The organism is Pseudomonas karstica (genome assembly GCF_009707515.1).
Taxonomy (GTDB): domain Bacteria; phylum Pseudomonadota; class Gammaproteobacteria; order Pseudomonadales; family Pseudomonadaceae; genus Aquipseudomonas; species Aquipseudomonas karstica.
On sequence record NZ_WLYI01000028.1, the window covers coordinates 1 to 15,948 of the forward strand.

Below are 15,948 nucleotides of genomic sequence, written 5' to 3' on the forward strand. Positions count from 1 at the left end.
ACCAAAAGCTGAAATCGCAGATCCGGCGAAAACAGCAACTGTAGATAATGAGGAGCCTGAACAACCGACAAAAAGCGGCAGTCAGTACCTTTATCGCGGAGACGACAAAATCCCAACCCATGTCTTTCAATACGGATTTAAAAGCAAGGGCGACAGCAATGACTTGTATTTACACGCACTAGATAGCAACGATCCTCCTAGTAACTTCATAAGTACATCTCCACTCAAACATGTCGGGATCAATTTCGCCACTCAGTATGAAACCAGAAAAGGATTCCTCTATACGCTGAGTAAAATACCTGGCCGAGATGTAAACAAGGAGTTGGGAAAGCTTGCTCCTTTTGACACCGAGGCAGAAATTGCAATACAGAGTAAAATCAATACGGAAGACATATTGGGGGCGACGCCAATGAAGCGCGACGGAAGCTATGTAGGCTACTCAATCCCAAATCCAAACAGGAAAATCAAATGAAAACCAGGCAAGTGAAAGCAATAATAAACAACACCGTAAAATACGTCACCTTTAAATATGACTCAGCCCATTTAAGGCTAAGCTTCTCCGAAGCAGAAAAATTTGAAAAGGTATATACCGGAGAAGACATCTATATTTGCCTAGCAAAAGTTAGAACAGAGTTTCCTCATATACAGTTTTTGTGCAAAGGTGCAAAAATAAACGTCAGACCTTCAAGCATGGCCTCACAAATGAGCGCAGGATTGGTTGCCTATGAGCTAACTCTAGGAAAGCGCACTACACAAGAAGATCTGGTTCACATATTCGACTATGAAGAACACAACTTAACAAACGACCCACAAGAACAGCAAAAATTCTACAAAGAGTGGATCACATCAATAGGTGCCGATCGGCCCTCACCCTCAAACTTGAGCAAAGGCGACGATTAATGAGATGTATATGAAAACAAAAACGCCCCGAACCAGTCGGGGCGTTTGTCATTCAGCGTGCAGTCGTCAGTCAGCCAACCGCCACGTCGTCCCGCCCTTCCCGTCTTCCAATACCACGCCCATGGCGGTGAGTTGGTCGCGGATTCGATCGGACTCTGCCCAATTTTTGTTGGCGCGAGCAGTCAAACGCGCCTGAATCAGTGCATCAACCTCAGTTGCATCAACGCGCCCTTCGGCGCCGGCTTGCAGGAAGTCATCAGCTTCCATTTGCAGCACGCCCAAGACGCTCGCCAGCTCCTTGAGACGAGCAGCCAAACCAGCCGCCGCGTCCAGGTCGCTCTCGCGCAACCGGTTGATCTCACGCACCATCTCAAACAGCACCGCGCATGCTTCCGGGGTGCCGAAGTCGTCGTTCATCACTTGGGTAAAGCGCTCAACAAACGCTTCGCCGCCAGCGGGAGCTACAACAGGCAAGCCTTTCAACGCATGGTAGAACCGCTCAAGCGCGCCCTTGGCGTCCTTGAGGTTGTCTTCCGAATAGTTGATCGCGCTGCGGTAGTGGCTCGACACCAGCAGGTAACGCACGACTTCCGGGTGGTACTTTTCCAGCACGTCGCGGATGGTGAAGAAGTTGTTCAAGGACTTGGACATCTTCTCGCCATTGATGCGGATCATGCCGCAGTGCATCCAGGCGTTGGCGTAGGTCTTGCCGGTGGCGGCTTCGCTTTGGGCGATTTCGTTTTCGTGGTGGGGGAACTCAAGGTCGCTGCCACCGCCATGAATGTCGAAGGTCTCGCCCAGGCAGCAGGTAGACATCACCGAGCATTCGATGTGCCAACCCGGACGCCCAGCGCCCCATGGCGATTCCCAGCTCGGCTCACCGGGCTTGGTGGCTTTCCACAGCACGAAATCCAGCGGGTCTTGCTTGGCTTCGTCGACTTCGATGCGCGCGCCGATGCGCAGGTCTTCGATTTTCTTGCGCGACAGCTTGCCGTAGCCCATGAACTTGGCGACACGGTAGTACACGTCGCCATTGCCCGGGGCGTAGGCGTAACCCTTGTCGATCAGGGTCTGGATCATCGCGTGCATGCCAGGGATATGGTCCGTGGCACGCGGTTCCATGTCCGGCTTGAGGATGTTGAGGCGAGCCTCGTCCTCGTGCATGGCGGCGATCATGCGTTCGGTCAGCGCGTCGAATGACTCGCCATTTTCGTTGGAGCGGTTGATGATCTTGTCGTCGATGTCGGTGATGTTGCGCACATACGTCAAATCGTAGCCGCTGAAACGCAACCAGCGGGTCACCAGGTCAAAGGCAACCATGCTGCGGCCGTGGCCGATGTGGCAGTAGTCGTACACGGTCATGCCGCACACGTACATGCGCACCTTGTTGCCATCCAGAGGCTTGAAGACTTCTTTGCTCTTGCTGAGCGTGTTGTAGATCGTTAGCACGACGTTTCCTTCTCTCTATGCAAAGCCACTCACGGCTGCATCACTGGCCCCACGAATCACGCAAGGTCACGGTACGGTTGAATACCGGATGACCAGGTTTGGAGTCCTTGATATCCGCGCAGAAGTAGCCTTCGCGCTCGAACTGGAAACGGTCTTCCGGCTGTGCATTGCCAAGGGATGGCTCAGCACGACAACCCGTGAGTACTTGCAGGGAGCCTGGGTTGATGTTGTCGAGGAAACTGGCGCTGTCTTCGGCCTTTTCTGGATTGGCCGAGCGGAACAGACGATCGTACAACCGCACTTCGCACTCGACGCTGGCCGCAGCCGGCACCCAGTGCACCACGCCCTTGACCTTGCGGCCTTCAGGGTTCTTGCCCAGTGTTTCAGGGTCATATGAGCAACGCAGTTCGACGATGTTGCCATCGGCGTCCTTGATCGCTTCGTCGGCGCGGATCACGTAGCTGCCGCGCAGGCGCACTTCGCCGGCTGGCTCCATGCGCTTGTAGCCTTTTGGCGGCTCTTCCATGAAGTCTTCACGGTCGATATAGATTTCACGGGCAAACGGCAATACGCGAACACCCATGTCTTCTTTCGGGTGACGGGGCAGTTCGAGGTTCTCGACCTGGCCTTCCGGGTAGTTGGTGATCACGACTTTCAGCGGACGCAGTACGCACATGGCACGCGGGGCGCTGTGGTCGAGGTCGTCACGGATGCTGAACTCGAGCATGCCGAAGTCCACCACGCCGTCGGAACGGTTGGTGCCAACCATGTCGCAGAAGTTACGGATGGATTTAGGGGTGTAGCCACGACGGCGGAAGCCCGAAAGCGTCGACATGCGTGGGTCGTCCCAGCCGTGAACGTGCTTCTCGTCCACCAGTTGCTTGAGCTTGCGCTTGCTGGTGATGGTGTAGTTCAGGTTCAGACGGCTGAACTCGTACTGACGCGGGTGCGCGGGTACCGGCAGGCTGTCGAGGAACCATTCATACAGCGGACGGTGGCTTTCGAACTCCAGGGTGCAGATGGAGTGGGTGATGCCTTCGATGGCGTCCGACTGACCGTGGGTGAAGTCGTAGTTGGGGTAGATGCACCACTTGTCACCGGTCTGGTGGTGATGGGCATGACGGATGCGATACATGATCGGGTCGCGCAGGTTCATGTTCGGCGAAGCCATGTCGATCTTGGCCCGCAGTACGCGCTCGCCGTCCTTGAATTCGCCGGCTTTCATGCGGGCGAACCAGTCCAGGTTCTCTTCCACGGAGCGATCACGGAACGGGCTGTTCTTGCCAGGCTCAGTCAGGCTGCCACGGTATTCCTTGGCTTGCTCGGGGGTCAGGTCGTCGACGTAGGCCTTGCCGGCCTTGATCAGCTCGACGGCCCAGTCGAACAACTGGTCGAAGTACTTCGAGGCATAGCGCACTTCACCGGACCACTCGAAGCCCAGCCACTTGATGTCGCTTTCGATAGCATCGATGTATTCCTGGTCTTCCTTGGCCGGGTTGGTGTCGTCGAAACGCAGGTGCGTGACGCCACCGAACTCCTGGGCCAGGCCGAAGTTCACACAGATCGACTTGGCGTGACCGATGTGCAGGTAGCCGTTGGGCTCTGGCGGGAAGCGGGTGACGATCTGCGTGTGCTTGCCCGAATCCAGGTCCGCCTGGATGATCGGGCGCAGGAAATTGACCGGGACGGCAGGTCCGGCCTTGGAATTCGAGGTAGGGTCGACAGTGGGCTTGCTCATAGGATCCTTGAACAGACGAAGTGCTTGGCCAGAAGCTGGCCGATAAAACAAAAGGGGCTATTAAATCAGTGCTGCATCATAGCCGAAGCTGTCAAGCACCTGACAGGCCATAGCCAAAAACTGCTGCTTTTATTGCCTGGGCGGTAAAAAACCACCTCGAAATTCCCGCAGCTCACGTTAAACTGCGCCCCTTGGCCGCAGTTTAGCCAAACAGGTAAGGCGCAAAGGCGCCCGAACCCACGAATTCCCTGAAAAGAGTAGTGAACATGACTCAAGTCAAACTGACCACCAACCACGGCGAGATCGTCATCGAACTGAACGCCGAGAAAGCGCCGATCACCGTCGCCAACTTCATCGAGTACGTGAACGCTGGCCACTACGAAAACACCGTTTTCCACCGTGTGATCGGCAACTTCATGGTCCAGGGCGGTGGTTTCGAGCCAGGCATGAAAGAAAAGAAAGACAAGCGTCCAAGCATCCAGAACGAAGCGGACAACGGCCTTTCCAACGACAAGTACACCGTCGCCATGGCCCGTACCATGGAACCGCATTCGGCCTCCGCGCAGTTCTTCATCAACGTCGCCGACAACGCCTTCCTCAACCACAGCGGCAAGAACGTTCAGGGTTGGGGCTACGCGGTGTTCGGTAAAGTGACCGCCGGCACTGACATTGTCGACAAAATCAAAGGTGTGCAAACCACCAGCAAGGCTGGCCACCAGGACGTACCGGTAGACGACGTGATCGTCGAGAAAGCCGAGATCGTTGGGTGATATTGCTGATTTCAGATTTGCATCTGGAAGAGGAGCGCCCGGACATTACCCGGGCGTTCCTGGGCCTGCTGAACGGCCGCGCCCGTTCGGCCCAGGCGTTGTACATTCTGGGGGACTTCTTTGAAGCCTGGATTGGCGACGATGGGATGACGCCCTTCCAGCGTTCCATTTGCGAAGCTCTACGGGAGCTGAGTGATAGCGGCACACAGATTTTTATCATGCACGGCAACCGGGATTTCCTGATTGGCAAGGCGTTCTGCAAAGCCGCAGGCGCAACCTTGCTGAAGGACCCGAGTGTCGTGCAGTTTTATGACGAGCCGGTGCTGTTGATGCACGGCGACAGCCTTTGCACTCGCGACGTTGGCTATATGAAGCTGCGGCGCATCCTGCGTAACCCTATCACCTTGTTCATTCTGCGGCACTTGCCATTGCGCACGCGGCACAAGCTGGCGCGTAAGCTGCGCAGCGAAAGCCGTGCGCAGACACGGATGAAGACCAACGATATTGTTGATGTCACACCCGAGGAAGTGCCGCGGGTGATGCAGGAGTTTGGCGTGCGTACGTTGGTGCATGGGCATACCCATCGGCCGGCGATTCACAAGCTGCAGATTGGCGAGCAAGCGGCCAAGCGAATTGTGCTGGGGGATTGGGACAAGCAAGGTTGGGCGTTGCAGGTGGATGAGCAAGGTTTTCAGCTGGCAGCGTTTGATTTCGTCAATCCGCAATTGGCATTGCCTGGCGCCTGACACTACCCTCTGTAGGAGCCAGGGAGAGGCCTAGTTCCTACAGTGGTGGGCAATACTGTATCAATGCCCGCTCGCAGCCGGCCCCGCCTTAGCGGTAAACGGCGGTTTCGCCAGCCACACCAGCAGAATCAACCCCATGAACATCCACCCCAGCAACGTGAAGTAATCCACGGTGGACATCATGTACGCCTGGCTGGTGAGAATCTGCTCCAGTTGCGCGTAGGCCTTATGGCCGGCCCCACCCAACGCATTCAGCGCATCCCGGGTGGCTGAATCATAGGTACTCATGCTCTCACTCATATACGCATGATGCTGATCCGCCCGGCGAATCCAGATCCAGGTGGTCAACGAAGCCGCAAAGCTGCCGCCCAAGGTCCGCAGGAAGGTCGCCAGGCCTGCGCCGTCGGCGATCTGATGCGGCGGCAGGTCAGACATCAGGATGCTCAGGGTCGGCATGAAGAACAGCGCCACGCCGATGCCCATGAACAATTGCACCAGCGCAATGTGCTGAAAGTCCACCTCATTGGTAAAACCGGCGCGCATGAAACAGCTCAAGCCAATCGCCAGGAAGGCCAGACCCGCCAACAAACGCAGGTCGAACTTGTGGGCGTACTTGCCGACAAAGGGCGACATCAGTACCGGCAGAATCCCGATAGGGGCCACCGCAAGCCCTGCCCAGGTGGCGGTGTAGCCCATCTGGGTCTGCAGCCATTGCGGCAGGATCAGATTGATCCCGAAAAAACCGGCATAGCCAAATACCAACACAATGGTGCCGATACGGAAGTTGCGATGGGCAAACAGCCGCAGGTTGACCACCGGGTGTTTGTCAGTCATTTCCCAGATCACGAACACCGCCAGGGCGATCACCGAAATCAGGGCGCCGATGATGATGAAGTTCGACTCGAACCAATCCAGGTCATTGCCCTTGTCGAGGATAATCTGCAAGGCGCCCACGCCGACGATCAGGCTCAACAGGCCGACGTAATCCATAGGTTGGTGACTGGTAACCACTGGCCGTTTTTTCAGTTGCGAGCGCACCACCATCACCGCAAAGACGCCGATGGGCACATTGATGAAGAATATCCACGGCCAACTGTAGCTGTCAGTGATCCAGCCGCCGAGAATCGGCCCGGCAATCGGCGCCACCACCGTGACCATCGCCAGCAACGCCAGGGCCATGCCCCGTTTCGCCGGCGGATAAACAGCAATCAGCAATGTTTGCGACATCGGGTACAACGGGCCGGCCACCAGGCCTTGCAGCACTCGAAAGCCGATCAGTTCGGGCATCGAGGTGGAGATACCGCAGAGAAACGAGGCCAGCACAAACAGGACAGTGGCCCATAGAAACAGCTTCACCTCACCAAAACGACGGCTCAGCCAACCCGTGAGTGGCAAGGCAATGGCGTTACTCACCGCAAACGAGGTAATGACCCAGGTGCCCTGCTCCGAACTCACGCCGAGGTTGCCGGAGATGGTCGGCAACGCCACGTTGGCGATGGTGGTGTCGAGCACCTGCATGAACGTCGCCAAAGACAGACCGATGGTTGCCATCAGCAGGCTAGGCGGTGTGAAGGAGGCCTGGTTGCTCATCAGCGTTGCGCAGCCTTGGGTGCCGCCAGGCTGTTGTCATGGATCAGTTGGTCGATCATGGCGTCCGCCTCGACCAGTTGGCGGTCGTAGACATTGGTGGTGAACGAAGCCTTTTGCGGAGCCTGCTGGGCCAGTACCGGGCCGCTTTGGTCGCGCAGATCGACATTGACCAGGGTGGACAAGCCCACCCGCAGCGGATGCTCGGCCAACTGATCGGCATTGATATGAATGCGCACCGGCACCCGTTGTACGATCTTGATCCAGTTACCGGTGGCGTTCTGTGCCGGCAGCAAGGCAAAAGCACTGCCGGTCCCGGCACCGAGGCTGTCGATGGTACCGTTGAACTTCACGTCGCTGCCATAAATGTCAGACTCGATCTCCACCGCCTGGCCAATACGCATCTGGCGCAGCTGGGTTTCCTTGAAGTTGGCGTCGATCCACAGTTGGTTCAACGGAATCACGGCCATCAGCGCAGTGCCCGGCTGGACGCGCTGCCCCAACTGCACGGTGCGCTTGGCCACATAACCGGTGACTGGCGCGATCAGGGTGCTGCGCGCGTTGGCCAAGTACGCCTGACGCAACTGCGCGGCGGCGGCCTGCACGTCCGGATGGGACGAAATCACCGTGTCATCCACCAAGGCATTGGTGGTCTTGAGTTGCTGTTCGAGGTTCGCCAGGGCGTTCTTCGCCGAGGTCAGGCTGTCGCGAGCGTGGGATAGCTCTTCCAGAGAAATCGCCCCACCCTGGGCCAGGTTTTTCCGACGGTTGTAATTGTCCTGGGCGGTTTGCACTTCAGCTTTCTGTGCGTTGACCTGGGCTTTCATGCCGTCGACATTACTGTACAAACCACGCACCTGGCGCACAGTGCGGGCCAGGTTGGCCTGGGCACTTTGCAGGCCGACAGCGGCGTCGTTGGGGTCGAAGTTGATCAGCACCTGGCCTTCATGCACCAAGTCGCCATCGTCGGCACCGATACTCACCACGGTGCCGGTAACCAGCGGAGTGATTTCCACCACGTTGCCGTTCACATAAGCGTCGTCGGTGCTTTCGTTCCAGCGGCCATAAAGTTCGTACCAGCCCCAGACGCCCACGACGCCGAGGATGACGATCAGCGTGAGGCCCAGCAGCATGACTTTGCGTTTGCGTGGATTGCTGGTGTCGTCGGGTTGTTGGCTTGTGTTGTTTGTTTCGGCAGTGGCCATGACAAGTACCTTGAGTTATTCAGTGCGCGTGGCTGGGGTGGTCGACGCCACGTTGTCGGCGTTGAAACCGCCCCCCAGGGCCTGCATCAATTGAATCGAAAGATCGATTTGCTCGGCATTCAGGCTGGCCAGCTGGCGCTGGGCCTGCAGCAATTGCTGCTCGATGCTGAGCACGTCCAGGTAATTACCGATACCTGAGCCGTAACGCTGGACGGCGGTGGCGTAGGACTGCTGGGCAATCTCGGTGGCGTGCTGCTGAGCCTGAATCTGCCGGGCGGTATCGCGCAGTTGCGACAGTGTGTTGCCGACATCACCCAAGGCTTGCACCAGGGTTTTGTTGTACTGGGCCACGGCCAGGTCGTAGTCGGCATCCCGCGCATCAAGGTCGGCCCGCAGGCGTCCACCCTCGAAAATCGGCAGGGAAATGGTCGGCGCGATATTGAAGAAGCGACTGGCGGAACCAAACATCGCATCCCCCAGCAACGACTCGGCCCCGGCGCTCGCGCTCAGGTTGAGGTTGGGGTAGAAGTTGGCTTTGCTGGCGGCAATGTTCTTGCTGGCCGCTTCCACACGCCAACGAGCAGCGATCAGGTCAGGGCGACGGCCCAGCAACTCGGCGGGCAGCACCGACGGCACGGCAACCGCACTGGGCTTGAGCACGTTCGGCCGGGCCAGTTCATTGCCGCGATCCGGACCTTTGCCCAGTAACACCGCCAAGGCGATCCTGGCGCTCTGCAGTTTTTTCTCGGCGTCGATCAGTTGCGACTCAGAGCTGGCTTCCAGGCTTTCGGTTTGCTGGTACTGGTACTGGCTGTCGATGCCGGAACTCAGACGACGCTTGCCCAGGTCGAGCATTTGCCGGGTGCGCTTCAGATCATCATTGGCCAGGTCACGAACGATATGGGCTTGGCCCAAGTCGCTGTAGGCCTTGGCCACATCGGCGGCCAGGGTCAGGTGCGCCGCCTGCTGATCGATTTCGCCAGCACGGGCCTGGCCCAATGCAGCTTCCCAGGCAGCACGCTGGCCGCCCCAGAGATCGAAGTTGTAGTTAAAGCCGGCGCTGATGTTGCGCACGGTAGAGTAAGCATCGCCCTCGCCTCGCGGGTCCTGATCCTTGGCCAGGCGTGAACGACTCACACCGGCGCTGGCGTCCAGGGTTGGCATGCGCGCGGCATTGGCGGCGTAGGCAGCGGCCTGTGCTTGGTGGGCACGGGCGCTGGCCACTTGCATGTCGGGGCTGTCGCGCAGGGCTTCCTCGATCAGACCATCGAGTTGTGGGTCGCCGAGGCTTTTCCACCAGCCGGCTTTTGGCCAGGCGGCCGGCGACAGGGTCACACCGCTCAAGGACTTGCTGGTTTGCAGGTTGTTGGCCTCAAGGCGTTTGCCTTCGGTGTCCAGGCCTCGGTAGTTGGCGCAACCGGCCATGCTCATGGCCGCCAGCACCAGGCAAAGGGCACGCGTGTTCATTACTTACCCACCCGTTGAAGGGTGATGGCATCACCCGCAGCTATCAGAATTTTCTTGAGGATGTGTTCCAGGGTCTGCAACTCGCCCGGCTCCAGGGCACTGGCCAGTTGGTTAAGCGCCTGGGCACCGATGTGCGGCAGCATGTCCGCCAATCGCTGGCCCTCAGGCGTGAGCACCAACTGCACTTGACGCCGGTCCTGCTCGGAACGTTTGCGCGCCAACAGTTCCTTTTGCTCCAGGCGGTCGAGCATGCGGGTCATCGAACCGCTGTCCAGGGACAGGTTGCGGCACAACTCGGCCGGAGTATCGACGCCGTACTGAGCCATGATGATCAATACCTTGAACTGCGCGGCAGTGATGCCGTGGGGTTCCATGTGGGTGTCGATAATCCGGTCTTTGAGCAAGGCTGCACGACCCAGCAACAGGCCGAGGTGGCAGTTGTGGAAGTTTTCAGGGGTGAAGTGCTTCATCGAGTCCTGCCTATTGACTGCCTAGGCAGCGAATGTATGACAGGATATTACTGCCTAGGCAGTGAATGTCAACCCAATAGTTAGGTTGCTTGGTAGCGTGTCGTCGCAGAATGGGTGATATCGCGGTAGGGATGCAGTCGCTGTGTGCTTGTTCGAGATTGCGGTTTTAACCGCACTCTTGAGCAGGCACACATTTTTGATCGACGGCGGGGCTAGAAATCCCGTTTATAGAAAATATCCAACGAGCTGGCCACGCCGCTGGCCACTTCCAGGTACACCCTTTTGCTCAGTAAATACCGCAAGGCAATGGTATTGGCCGGCTCAAACACCCCCACGCCATAGCGCAAGCTGAGTTTTTCCGAGATTTTGCCGCTGGCCACCACGGCCGTGTTGTTGCCGCTGCCCTGGGTATCGAGTTCGAAATCCTGGATACCGAGGTTTTTGGCAATGTCTGAGGTCACTCCGGCACTGCCCATCAAGCCCAAGCCCAATGCCGCCTGGGCCAGCATATTGTTGTCTTCGCCGGTGGTGCTCAACGGACGCCCCAGCACCAGGTAAGACAGCGCCTGTTCCTGGCTCATGGCGGGTTCGGAAAAGATTTGTGTGGTCGGTTGTTCGGCGCTACCGCTCAAGCGAATGCCGGCGATCACATCGTCGGTCTTACGAATAGCTTCGATGTCCAGGTAAGGCTGGTCGAGGGGCCCGGCGAACAGCAGGCGTGCGCGGCGCACGTTGAGGCGCTGGCCGTAGGCGCGATAGCGGCCGTCGTTGAGCCACAGTTCGCCACGGGTGTCCATGTTGTCGCCGATATGCACACGGCCTTGCACCTTGGCGGTCAGGCCGAAGCCGGCAAAGCTCAACGTGTCTTCACCCACCACCACGTTGATATCCATGGCCATGGCCATCGGCGGTTTGCCTTCCTCGGTCTGGCTGCCGACGATCACCGTGTCATCGGAGACCTTGACCGTCGACGGTGGCAGTTCGCGCACGGTGATCTCACCGCGAGGAATGTGCACGTCGCCGGCAATCGCCAGCTTGTCGTTCTTCAGGGTGATTTTCAGGTCGGGGGCCACTTCCAGTTCCGCGTAGGGTTCAACGGTGACCGGCAGTTGCTTACCTTGCAGGCTGATATCCACCGCCAGTGCCTGGCCCCAGTTGATCTGGCCCTTCACGCTGCCCTGCCCGGCCTTGCCGCTTTTCCAGCCCCCATTGAGCTGTACGCTTTCGCCGGCGATCAAGGCCTGGACGTTCAGGTCTTCAAGGCTGATGGGTAATTCAGGCCCGGAAATCTCACCGCCTACCAGGTTCACGCTGCCGTTGACCAGGGGCGCCAGCAGGCCACCAGACAGCCGACCACTGCCATTGAGCTTGCCGTGGAGTTTCTCCACCATCGGCACAAACGGCCGGGCCACCGCCAGGTCCAGGCCGGTCAGGCTGAAGTTGCCAGTCAACGGTTTGTTCTTCGCCAACGGGTTGATCTGGGCCTGCAGCAGCAATTCCCCCAATTTGCCGCCATGGAAATTCAGCTGGGTATCGATGCGCTTGGGGTTAAGGGTGGTTTCCAGCTTGAGGGTGTCATAAGGGAAATCCAGCCATTGGTCATTGTCCTTGATCCGCAGCGTGCCACCGCTGGCATCTACTGCCACCACGCCTTTGGGGCCACTGGCCGGCAAGTCGAGCTGCACGTCGGCGTTGAGTTTGCCCTGCCAGGCGAAATCCTTGGGCAGCCACTGCGCCAGGCTATCGATGGGAAATTGCTTGAGGTGATAACGCAGCTTGGGCTCGGGCATCAGGCGCTGGTCTTCACCGCACAGACTGGCGGGGCCAGACACCCAGCAGTGGGCGGCAAACGTCAGCTTGCCATCGGCCAGGCGTTCGATTTTCGCCGGGGCTTGCAGCCTCCAGTCCTGGCCACCGGCCTGCACATCGCCGCTGGCCAGGCGCCCGCGCCAGTTGCCCTTGTCCAGGTTGCCGTCGAGAGCCAGGGCCAGCTTGACCAGTGGCCCCTTGAGATCAAGCTGGACTTTCTGCTTCTTGATATCGCCCTGGGCGCTGGCGGTCAGGGTACCAACCTGGGTTTCGCCGGCTTGAATACCAGTGCCCGTCAGGTCGATGTTGGCCCGTTGGGCGCTGTCGAGGCTGGCGCCCAGGGTCAGGTTGCGCAGACGCTTGTCTTCAAACGCCAGTTGCTGGCCCAGCAGGTTGAATTTGCCTTGGGGAGCCTGCAAGGTGCCAGCCACGTCGAGCCGACCGTTGACCTGCCCGCGCAGTTGCGGCCACAACTGGGCCAGGCGTGCCAGCTTGATATCGATCTGCCCGGCCAGGCGCTGTTGCAGGCTGCCGCTGCCATGGATGCGGTTGTCACCGAGGCGGATATCCAGGGCGCCAAGGGTCCATTGTTCGCCCCCGCCTTCGGCGCGGGCCTGCAATACCACAGGTTGGCCGCGCAACCGCCCCTTCAGATCGAGGTCGGCGTTGAGCATCAGCCGTTGGTTTTTTATCTCACCCTTGCTGCGCAATGGTCCGGCGAGCGTACCTGGCAACTGAGCGACCCAGTACGCCGGGTTGATCGCCGACAGGTCCAGCGCAGTGTCCCAGGCGATACCGTCGGCGAATTGCAGGTTCAGGTGGCCTTCGGCCTTGCCCTGGCCGGCCGCCAACTTCAGCTCGGGCAGGAACACTTGCCTGAGGTCGCCACTGAACGGGCTGCTCAGGCTGAACTGGCCGGCCGGGCCATCGAGGTCGGCCTTGAAGTTGCCGAGGTAGTTGCCGTCCTTATAGGAAACCTCACCATTGAAGGTGCGCAAGACCACTTGGGGTTCATCGATCAACGGGTAGAGGCGATGCCAGGGAAAGTCCAGCCAGTCGAGTTTCGCCTCGGCACTGAAGCCTTGCTGCCAATCCAATTGAGCGCTGAGCTTGAGGCTTTGCTGGTCACCGGCATTCAGGTCGAGCCCGGCGATTTGCGCGCCCTTGGCGTTGACCTTGCCTTGCAGCAGCAGGTCCACCGGACCTTTTTCGGCGGGCAAGACTGCCTTGCCCAGCAGTTGGTAACCATCTTTCAGGTCGCCCTTAGCCGTCAGATCAAGCTGATTGAGTTGCAGGGTATCGGGCAAATCGGCACTGGCCTTGAAACCGTCAGCGGTGATGTGCAGCTGTGCTGGCAGGTTTTCAACCAAAGGCTGCAGCTCGCCGCTGAGCGTGGCCGGCAGGTAGCCACTGCTGGTGGCATCGAGCCTGAGGGTCTTGAGCAAGTCGCCATCAACCTTGAGGGCCACGGCCCACGGCGCCCCACCGGGGGCGTAAGGCAAACTCAGGTTACCGGTGGCCGTCAGTGGCCAGTCGCCGGTGGGTTGCAGTAAACCGGACAGGTCCAGGGCCAGGCCATCCCGTTGCAGGCGCACCGAATCGATCTTCATCCCTTCGGCGGTCCAGTGGGCCGCCAATTGCAGCTCCTTGAGTGCTTCGCTGCCGTTGAACAGCAAGCGGGCGATATGCACTTCACCCAGCTCGATCGCCACCGGCAGCTTCAGCTGCGGCAAAGCGATGGGGCCGCTGCTGTCTTCAGTGCTCGGTGGAAACTGCAGGCTGACCTGCTCCACATCCAGTTGGTTGATGCACAGGGTCATGCGCATCAGGCATGCCGGTGACCAGTCGAATTTCGGCGCGTTGAGCTCGACCCGGCTGCTGTCTTGTTCCCACAGCAAGTGATCGGCGCGCCATTGCCCACCCAGGCGCCCCTGGAAATTGTCCACGGTCAAGCCCGGCACCTGACTCAATGCCCAGCGGCTGCCCGCCTGGGTGCCCAGCACTGACCACAGGGTCAACACCAGCAACGCCAGGACGGCAAGAATCGCCAGCCCCGCTATTTTCAAACCACGCGTCACAGCTCAGGCCCCATTGAAAAGTGCAAACGAATGCCGCCCGGGTCTTCCAGCGCATGCGCCAGGTCGAGACGGATCGGCCCTACCGGGGAGACCCAGCGTACGCCGACGCCGACGCCGATTTTCAGGCTAGGCAGGTCGAGGTTGTTGAAGGAGTTGCCCTGATCGATAAAGGTCGCGACCCGCCACTTTTCGGCGATGGAATATTGATACTCGGCGCTCAGGGCCACCATGTAGCGACCACCGATACGGTCACCCCGGTCGTTTTCCGGCGACAGCGTCTGGTACTCGTAACCGCGCACGCTCTGGTCGCCACCGGCAAAGAAGCGCAAGGACGGTGGGATGGATTTGTAGCCGTTGGTGGCACTGCCGCCGACCTGGGCCCGACCGAGGAAGCGGTGCTTGTCCCATACAGTGGTCAAACCCTTGATCATCGCCGTGCCATAGAGCAGGTTGGTATCGGACATCAACCCTTCCTTGGCCGCCCGGGTCTCGAATTGCAGGCGATAACCGTTGTGCGGGTCAATGCGATTGTCGCTGCGCAAGTAGGAATAGCTGACGCCAGGCATCAGCAGATTGCTCAGGCCCGAATCATTGCCCAAGCGATACTCTTCACGCTGCCATTTCAACGAGATCACCCGTGTCCAGCCACTGGGCAACTTGCTGTGCCACTCGGGCCCGATTGTCAGCAATTTACTCAGGGTGTCGGTGTTGGCTATTTCTTCATTCTGATAACCACCGGCAAAACGCAGTTTGTCGGTCAACGGCGGGTCGAGGGGAATGTCGTACCACAGCCCGACGTTCTGCCGCGGTGCCGACAGCTCTGCCTCCCAACCATAACTGTGCCCCTGGGGGTTGACCCAGTGCCGGGTCCAGTTGGCCTTGCCGCGCGGTCCGACGTCGGTGGAGTAACCCAGGCCGAACCCCATGGTCCGGGGCTTGCGGGTTTCCAGTTGCACGGCGACCGGTATCACATCATTGGCCGCCGCAGCAGGCGCGGCGTCCACTCGTACGCCCTCGAAAAAGCCGCTGCCTTGCAGGGCCTGGTTGAGTTCGGCGATCAGTTCGGAGTCGTAGGGCGCGCCGCTCTTGAACGGCACCATGCGTTGCAGCAGCTCTTCATCGAAGGGCGTATCGCCGGCAAAGCTGACCTCGCCCAAGGCATAGCGCGGACCGCTGTCGTAAATGAGTTCGATATCGGCCACGCCTGCCTGGGGGTCAACAGAGAGTTTCTGGCGGGTAAAACGACCGCTGAAAAATCCGAAGCGCGAGGCCTGGTTCTGGATCAGGCGCTTGGCATCTTCATAGTGGCCGTGGTTAAGCGCAGCGCCGGACTTGAGGTCGTCGCTGGCAGGCACACGAAAGGACTTGAGGGCGGCCGCCGGCCCCTCAACCCGAATGGTCACATTGCGCAAATGCACCGGCTCGCCGGGGTCGATCGTGAGGATCAGGCGAGGATTCTTGCCACCCTTGACGTCACTGGCAATCTGCGGCTGATAAAAACCAAGCGCCTGGGCGGCTTTGCGGGCCTGCTCCTCGGCGCCACGGCTGAAACGCAGCAGTGCTTCTTCATCACGGTCGCCAACCCCGCCGATATAGCCCTCGATGTTGGCTTTCAACGCGTCGTTTGATGGTTTGATGCGTACGTCCAATTCGCTTTGCGCCAGCGCGCCACAGCTTGTGAACAGCAGAATCAAGCCGCTGGTATATCTTCCTGGAAGCTTCATAGGCG

12 protein-coding genes are annotated in these 15,948 nt (G+C 59.1%); 4 read left to right on the forward strand and 8 right to left on the reverse strand.

The features are described from left to right. Both GIR22_RS19250 and GIR22_RS19255 read left to right on the forward strand, forming a co-directional pair. Positions 1-472 (forward strand): scabin-related ADP-ribosyltransferase (locus GIR22_RS19250; RefSeq protein ID WP_154744856.1); only part of this gene is annotated, 472 nt, incomplete at its 5' end. Beyond that, positions 469-900, forward strand: coding sequence for a hypothetical protein (locus tag GIR22_RS19255; protein WP_154744857.1), 432 nt, complete (start codon positions 469-471; stop codon positions 898-900). The genes GIR22_RS19250 and GIR22_RS19255, both read left to right, overlap by 4 nt. 66 nt (positions 901-966) lie before the next feature. Here GIR22_RS19255 and cysS read toward each other — a convergent pair whose 3' ends face one another. Then, a complete protein-coding gene (cysS, locus tag GIR22_RS19260; protein WP_178122357.1) occupies positions 967-2,349 on the reverse strand; it encodes a cysteine--tRNA ligase in 1,383 nt (460 codons plus the stop codon). Positions 2,350-2,389: 40 nt separating this feature from the next. Further along, complete coding sequence (locus tag GIR22_RS19265) at positions 2,390-4,087, reverse strand: glutamine--tRNA ligase/YqeY domain fusion protein (protein WP_154744858.1); 1,698 nt, start codon at positions 4,085-4,087, stop codon at positions 2,390-2,392. 266 nt (positions 4,088-4,353) lie between these two features. Here GIR22_RS19265 and GIR22_RS19270 point away from each other — a divergent pair, with 266 nt between their 5' ends. Then, the gene (locus tag GIR22_RS19270; protein WP_154744859.1) at positions 4,354-4,857 is read left to right on the forward strand and encodes a peptidylprolyl isomerase; all 504 of its coding nucleotides are present in this window, start codon (positions 4,354-4,356) and stop codon (positions 4,855-4,857) included. Continuing rightward, positions 4,854-5,603: a UDP-2,3-diacylglucosamine diphosphatase gene (gene lpxH / locus GIR22_RS19275; protein ID WP_178122358.1), complete on the forward strand. Its 750-nt coding sequence runs from the start codon at positions 4,854-4,856 to the stop codon at positions 5,601-5,603. The genes GIR22_RS19270 and lpxH overlap by 4 nt, the downstream gene beginning before the upstream one ends. 60 nt (positions 5,604-5,663) lie before the next feature. Here the strand turns inward: lpxH and GIR22_RS19280 are convergent, their stop codons facing one another. The 6 genes from GIR22_RS19280 to GIR22_RS19305 form a co-directional block, all read right to left on the reverse strand. Beyond that, on the reverse strand, positions 5,664-7,193 hold the full coding sequence (locus tag GIR22_RS19280) for a DHA2 family efflux MFS transporter permease subunit (RefSeq protein ID WP_154744861.1): 1,530 nt from the start codon (positions 7,191-7,193) through the stop codon (positions 5,664-5,666). Continuing rightward, positions 7,193-8,395, reverse strand: a complete 1,203-nt coding sequence (locus tag GIR22_RS19285) for an HlyD/EmrA/EmrK family protein (protein WP_154744862.1) — start codon at positions 8,393-8,395, stop codon at positions 7,193-7,195. The genes GIR22_RS19280 and GIR22_RS19285 overlap by 1 nt, the downstream gene beginning before the upstream one ends. Before the next feature lie 15 nt (positions 8,396-8,410). Then, positions 8,411-9,862 (reverse strand): efflux transporter outer membrane subunit, encoded by a 1,452-nt coding sequence (locus GIR22_RS19290; protein ID WP_154744863.1) that lies wholly within the window; start codon positions 9,860-9,862, stop codon positions 8,411-8,413. Next, the gene (locus tag GIR22_RS19295; protein WP_154744864.1) at positions 9,862-10,332 is read right to left on the reverse strand and encodes a MarR family winged helix-turn-helix transcriptional regulator; all 471 of its coding nucleotides are present in this window, start codon (positions 10,330-10,332) and stop codon (positions 9,862-9,864) included. Before GIR22_RS19295 ends, GIR22_RS19290 begins: the two co-directional genes overlap by 1 nt. A gap of 212 nt (positions 10,333-10,544) precedes the next feature. Continuing rightward, positions 10,545-14,219: a translocation/assembly module TamB domain-containing protein gene (locus GIR22_RS19300; RefSeq protein ID WP_178122359.1), complete on the reverse strand. Its 3,675-nt coding sequence runs from the start codon at positions 14,217-14,219 to the stop codon at positions 10,545-10,547. After that, positions 14,216-15,943, reverse strand: coding sequence for an autotransporter assembly complex protein TamA (locus GIR22_RS19305; protein WP_154744865.1), 1,728 nt, complete (start codon positions 15,941-15,943; stop codon positions 14,216-14,218). Before GIR22_RS19305 ends, GIR22_RS19300 begins: the two co-directional genes overlap by 4 nt. Between the last annotated feature and the right edge of the window lie 5 nt (positions 15,944-15,948).

Bases quoted from the DNA above. Each gene is read 5' to 3' on its own strand.
- GIR22_RS19255 (WP_154744857.1), top strand. From the start codon at position 469: ATGAAAACCAGGCAAGTGAAAGCAATAATAAACAACACCGTAAAATAC.
- GIR22_RS19265 (WP_154744858.1), bottom strand. From the start codon at position 4,087: ATGAGCAAGCCCACTGTCGACCCTACCTCGAATTCCAAGGCCGGACCT.
- GIR22_RS19270 (WP_154744859.1), top strand. From the start codon at position 4,354: ATGACTCAAGTCAAACTGACCACCAACCACGGCGAGATCGTCATCGAA.
- GIR22_RS19280 (WP_154744861.1), bottom strand. From the start codon at position 7,193: ATGAGCAACCAGGCCTCCTTCACACCGCCTAGCCTGCTGATGGCAACC.
- GIR22_RS19285 (WP_154744862.1), bottom strand. From the start codon at position 8,395: ATGGCCACTGCCGAAACAAACAACACAAGCCAACAACCCGACGACACC.
- GIR22_RS19290 (WP_154744863.1), bottom strand. From the start codon at position 9,862: ATGAACACGCGTGCCCTTTGCCTGGTGCTGGCGGCCATGAGCATGGCC.
- GIR22_RS19295 (WP_154744864.1), bottom strand. From the start codon at position 10,332: ATGAAGCACTTCACCCCTGAAAACTTCCACAACTGCCACCTCGGCCTG.
- GIR22_RS19305 (WP_154744865.1), bottom strand. From the start codon at position 15,943: ATGAAGCTTCCAGGAAGATATACCAGCGGCTTGATTCTGCTGTTCACA.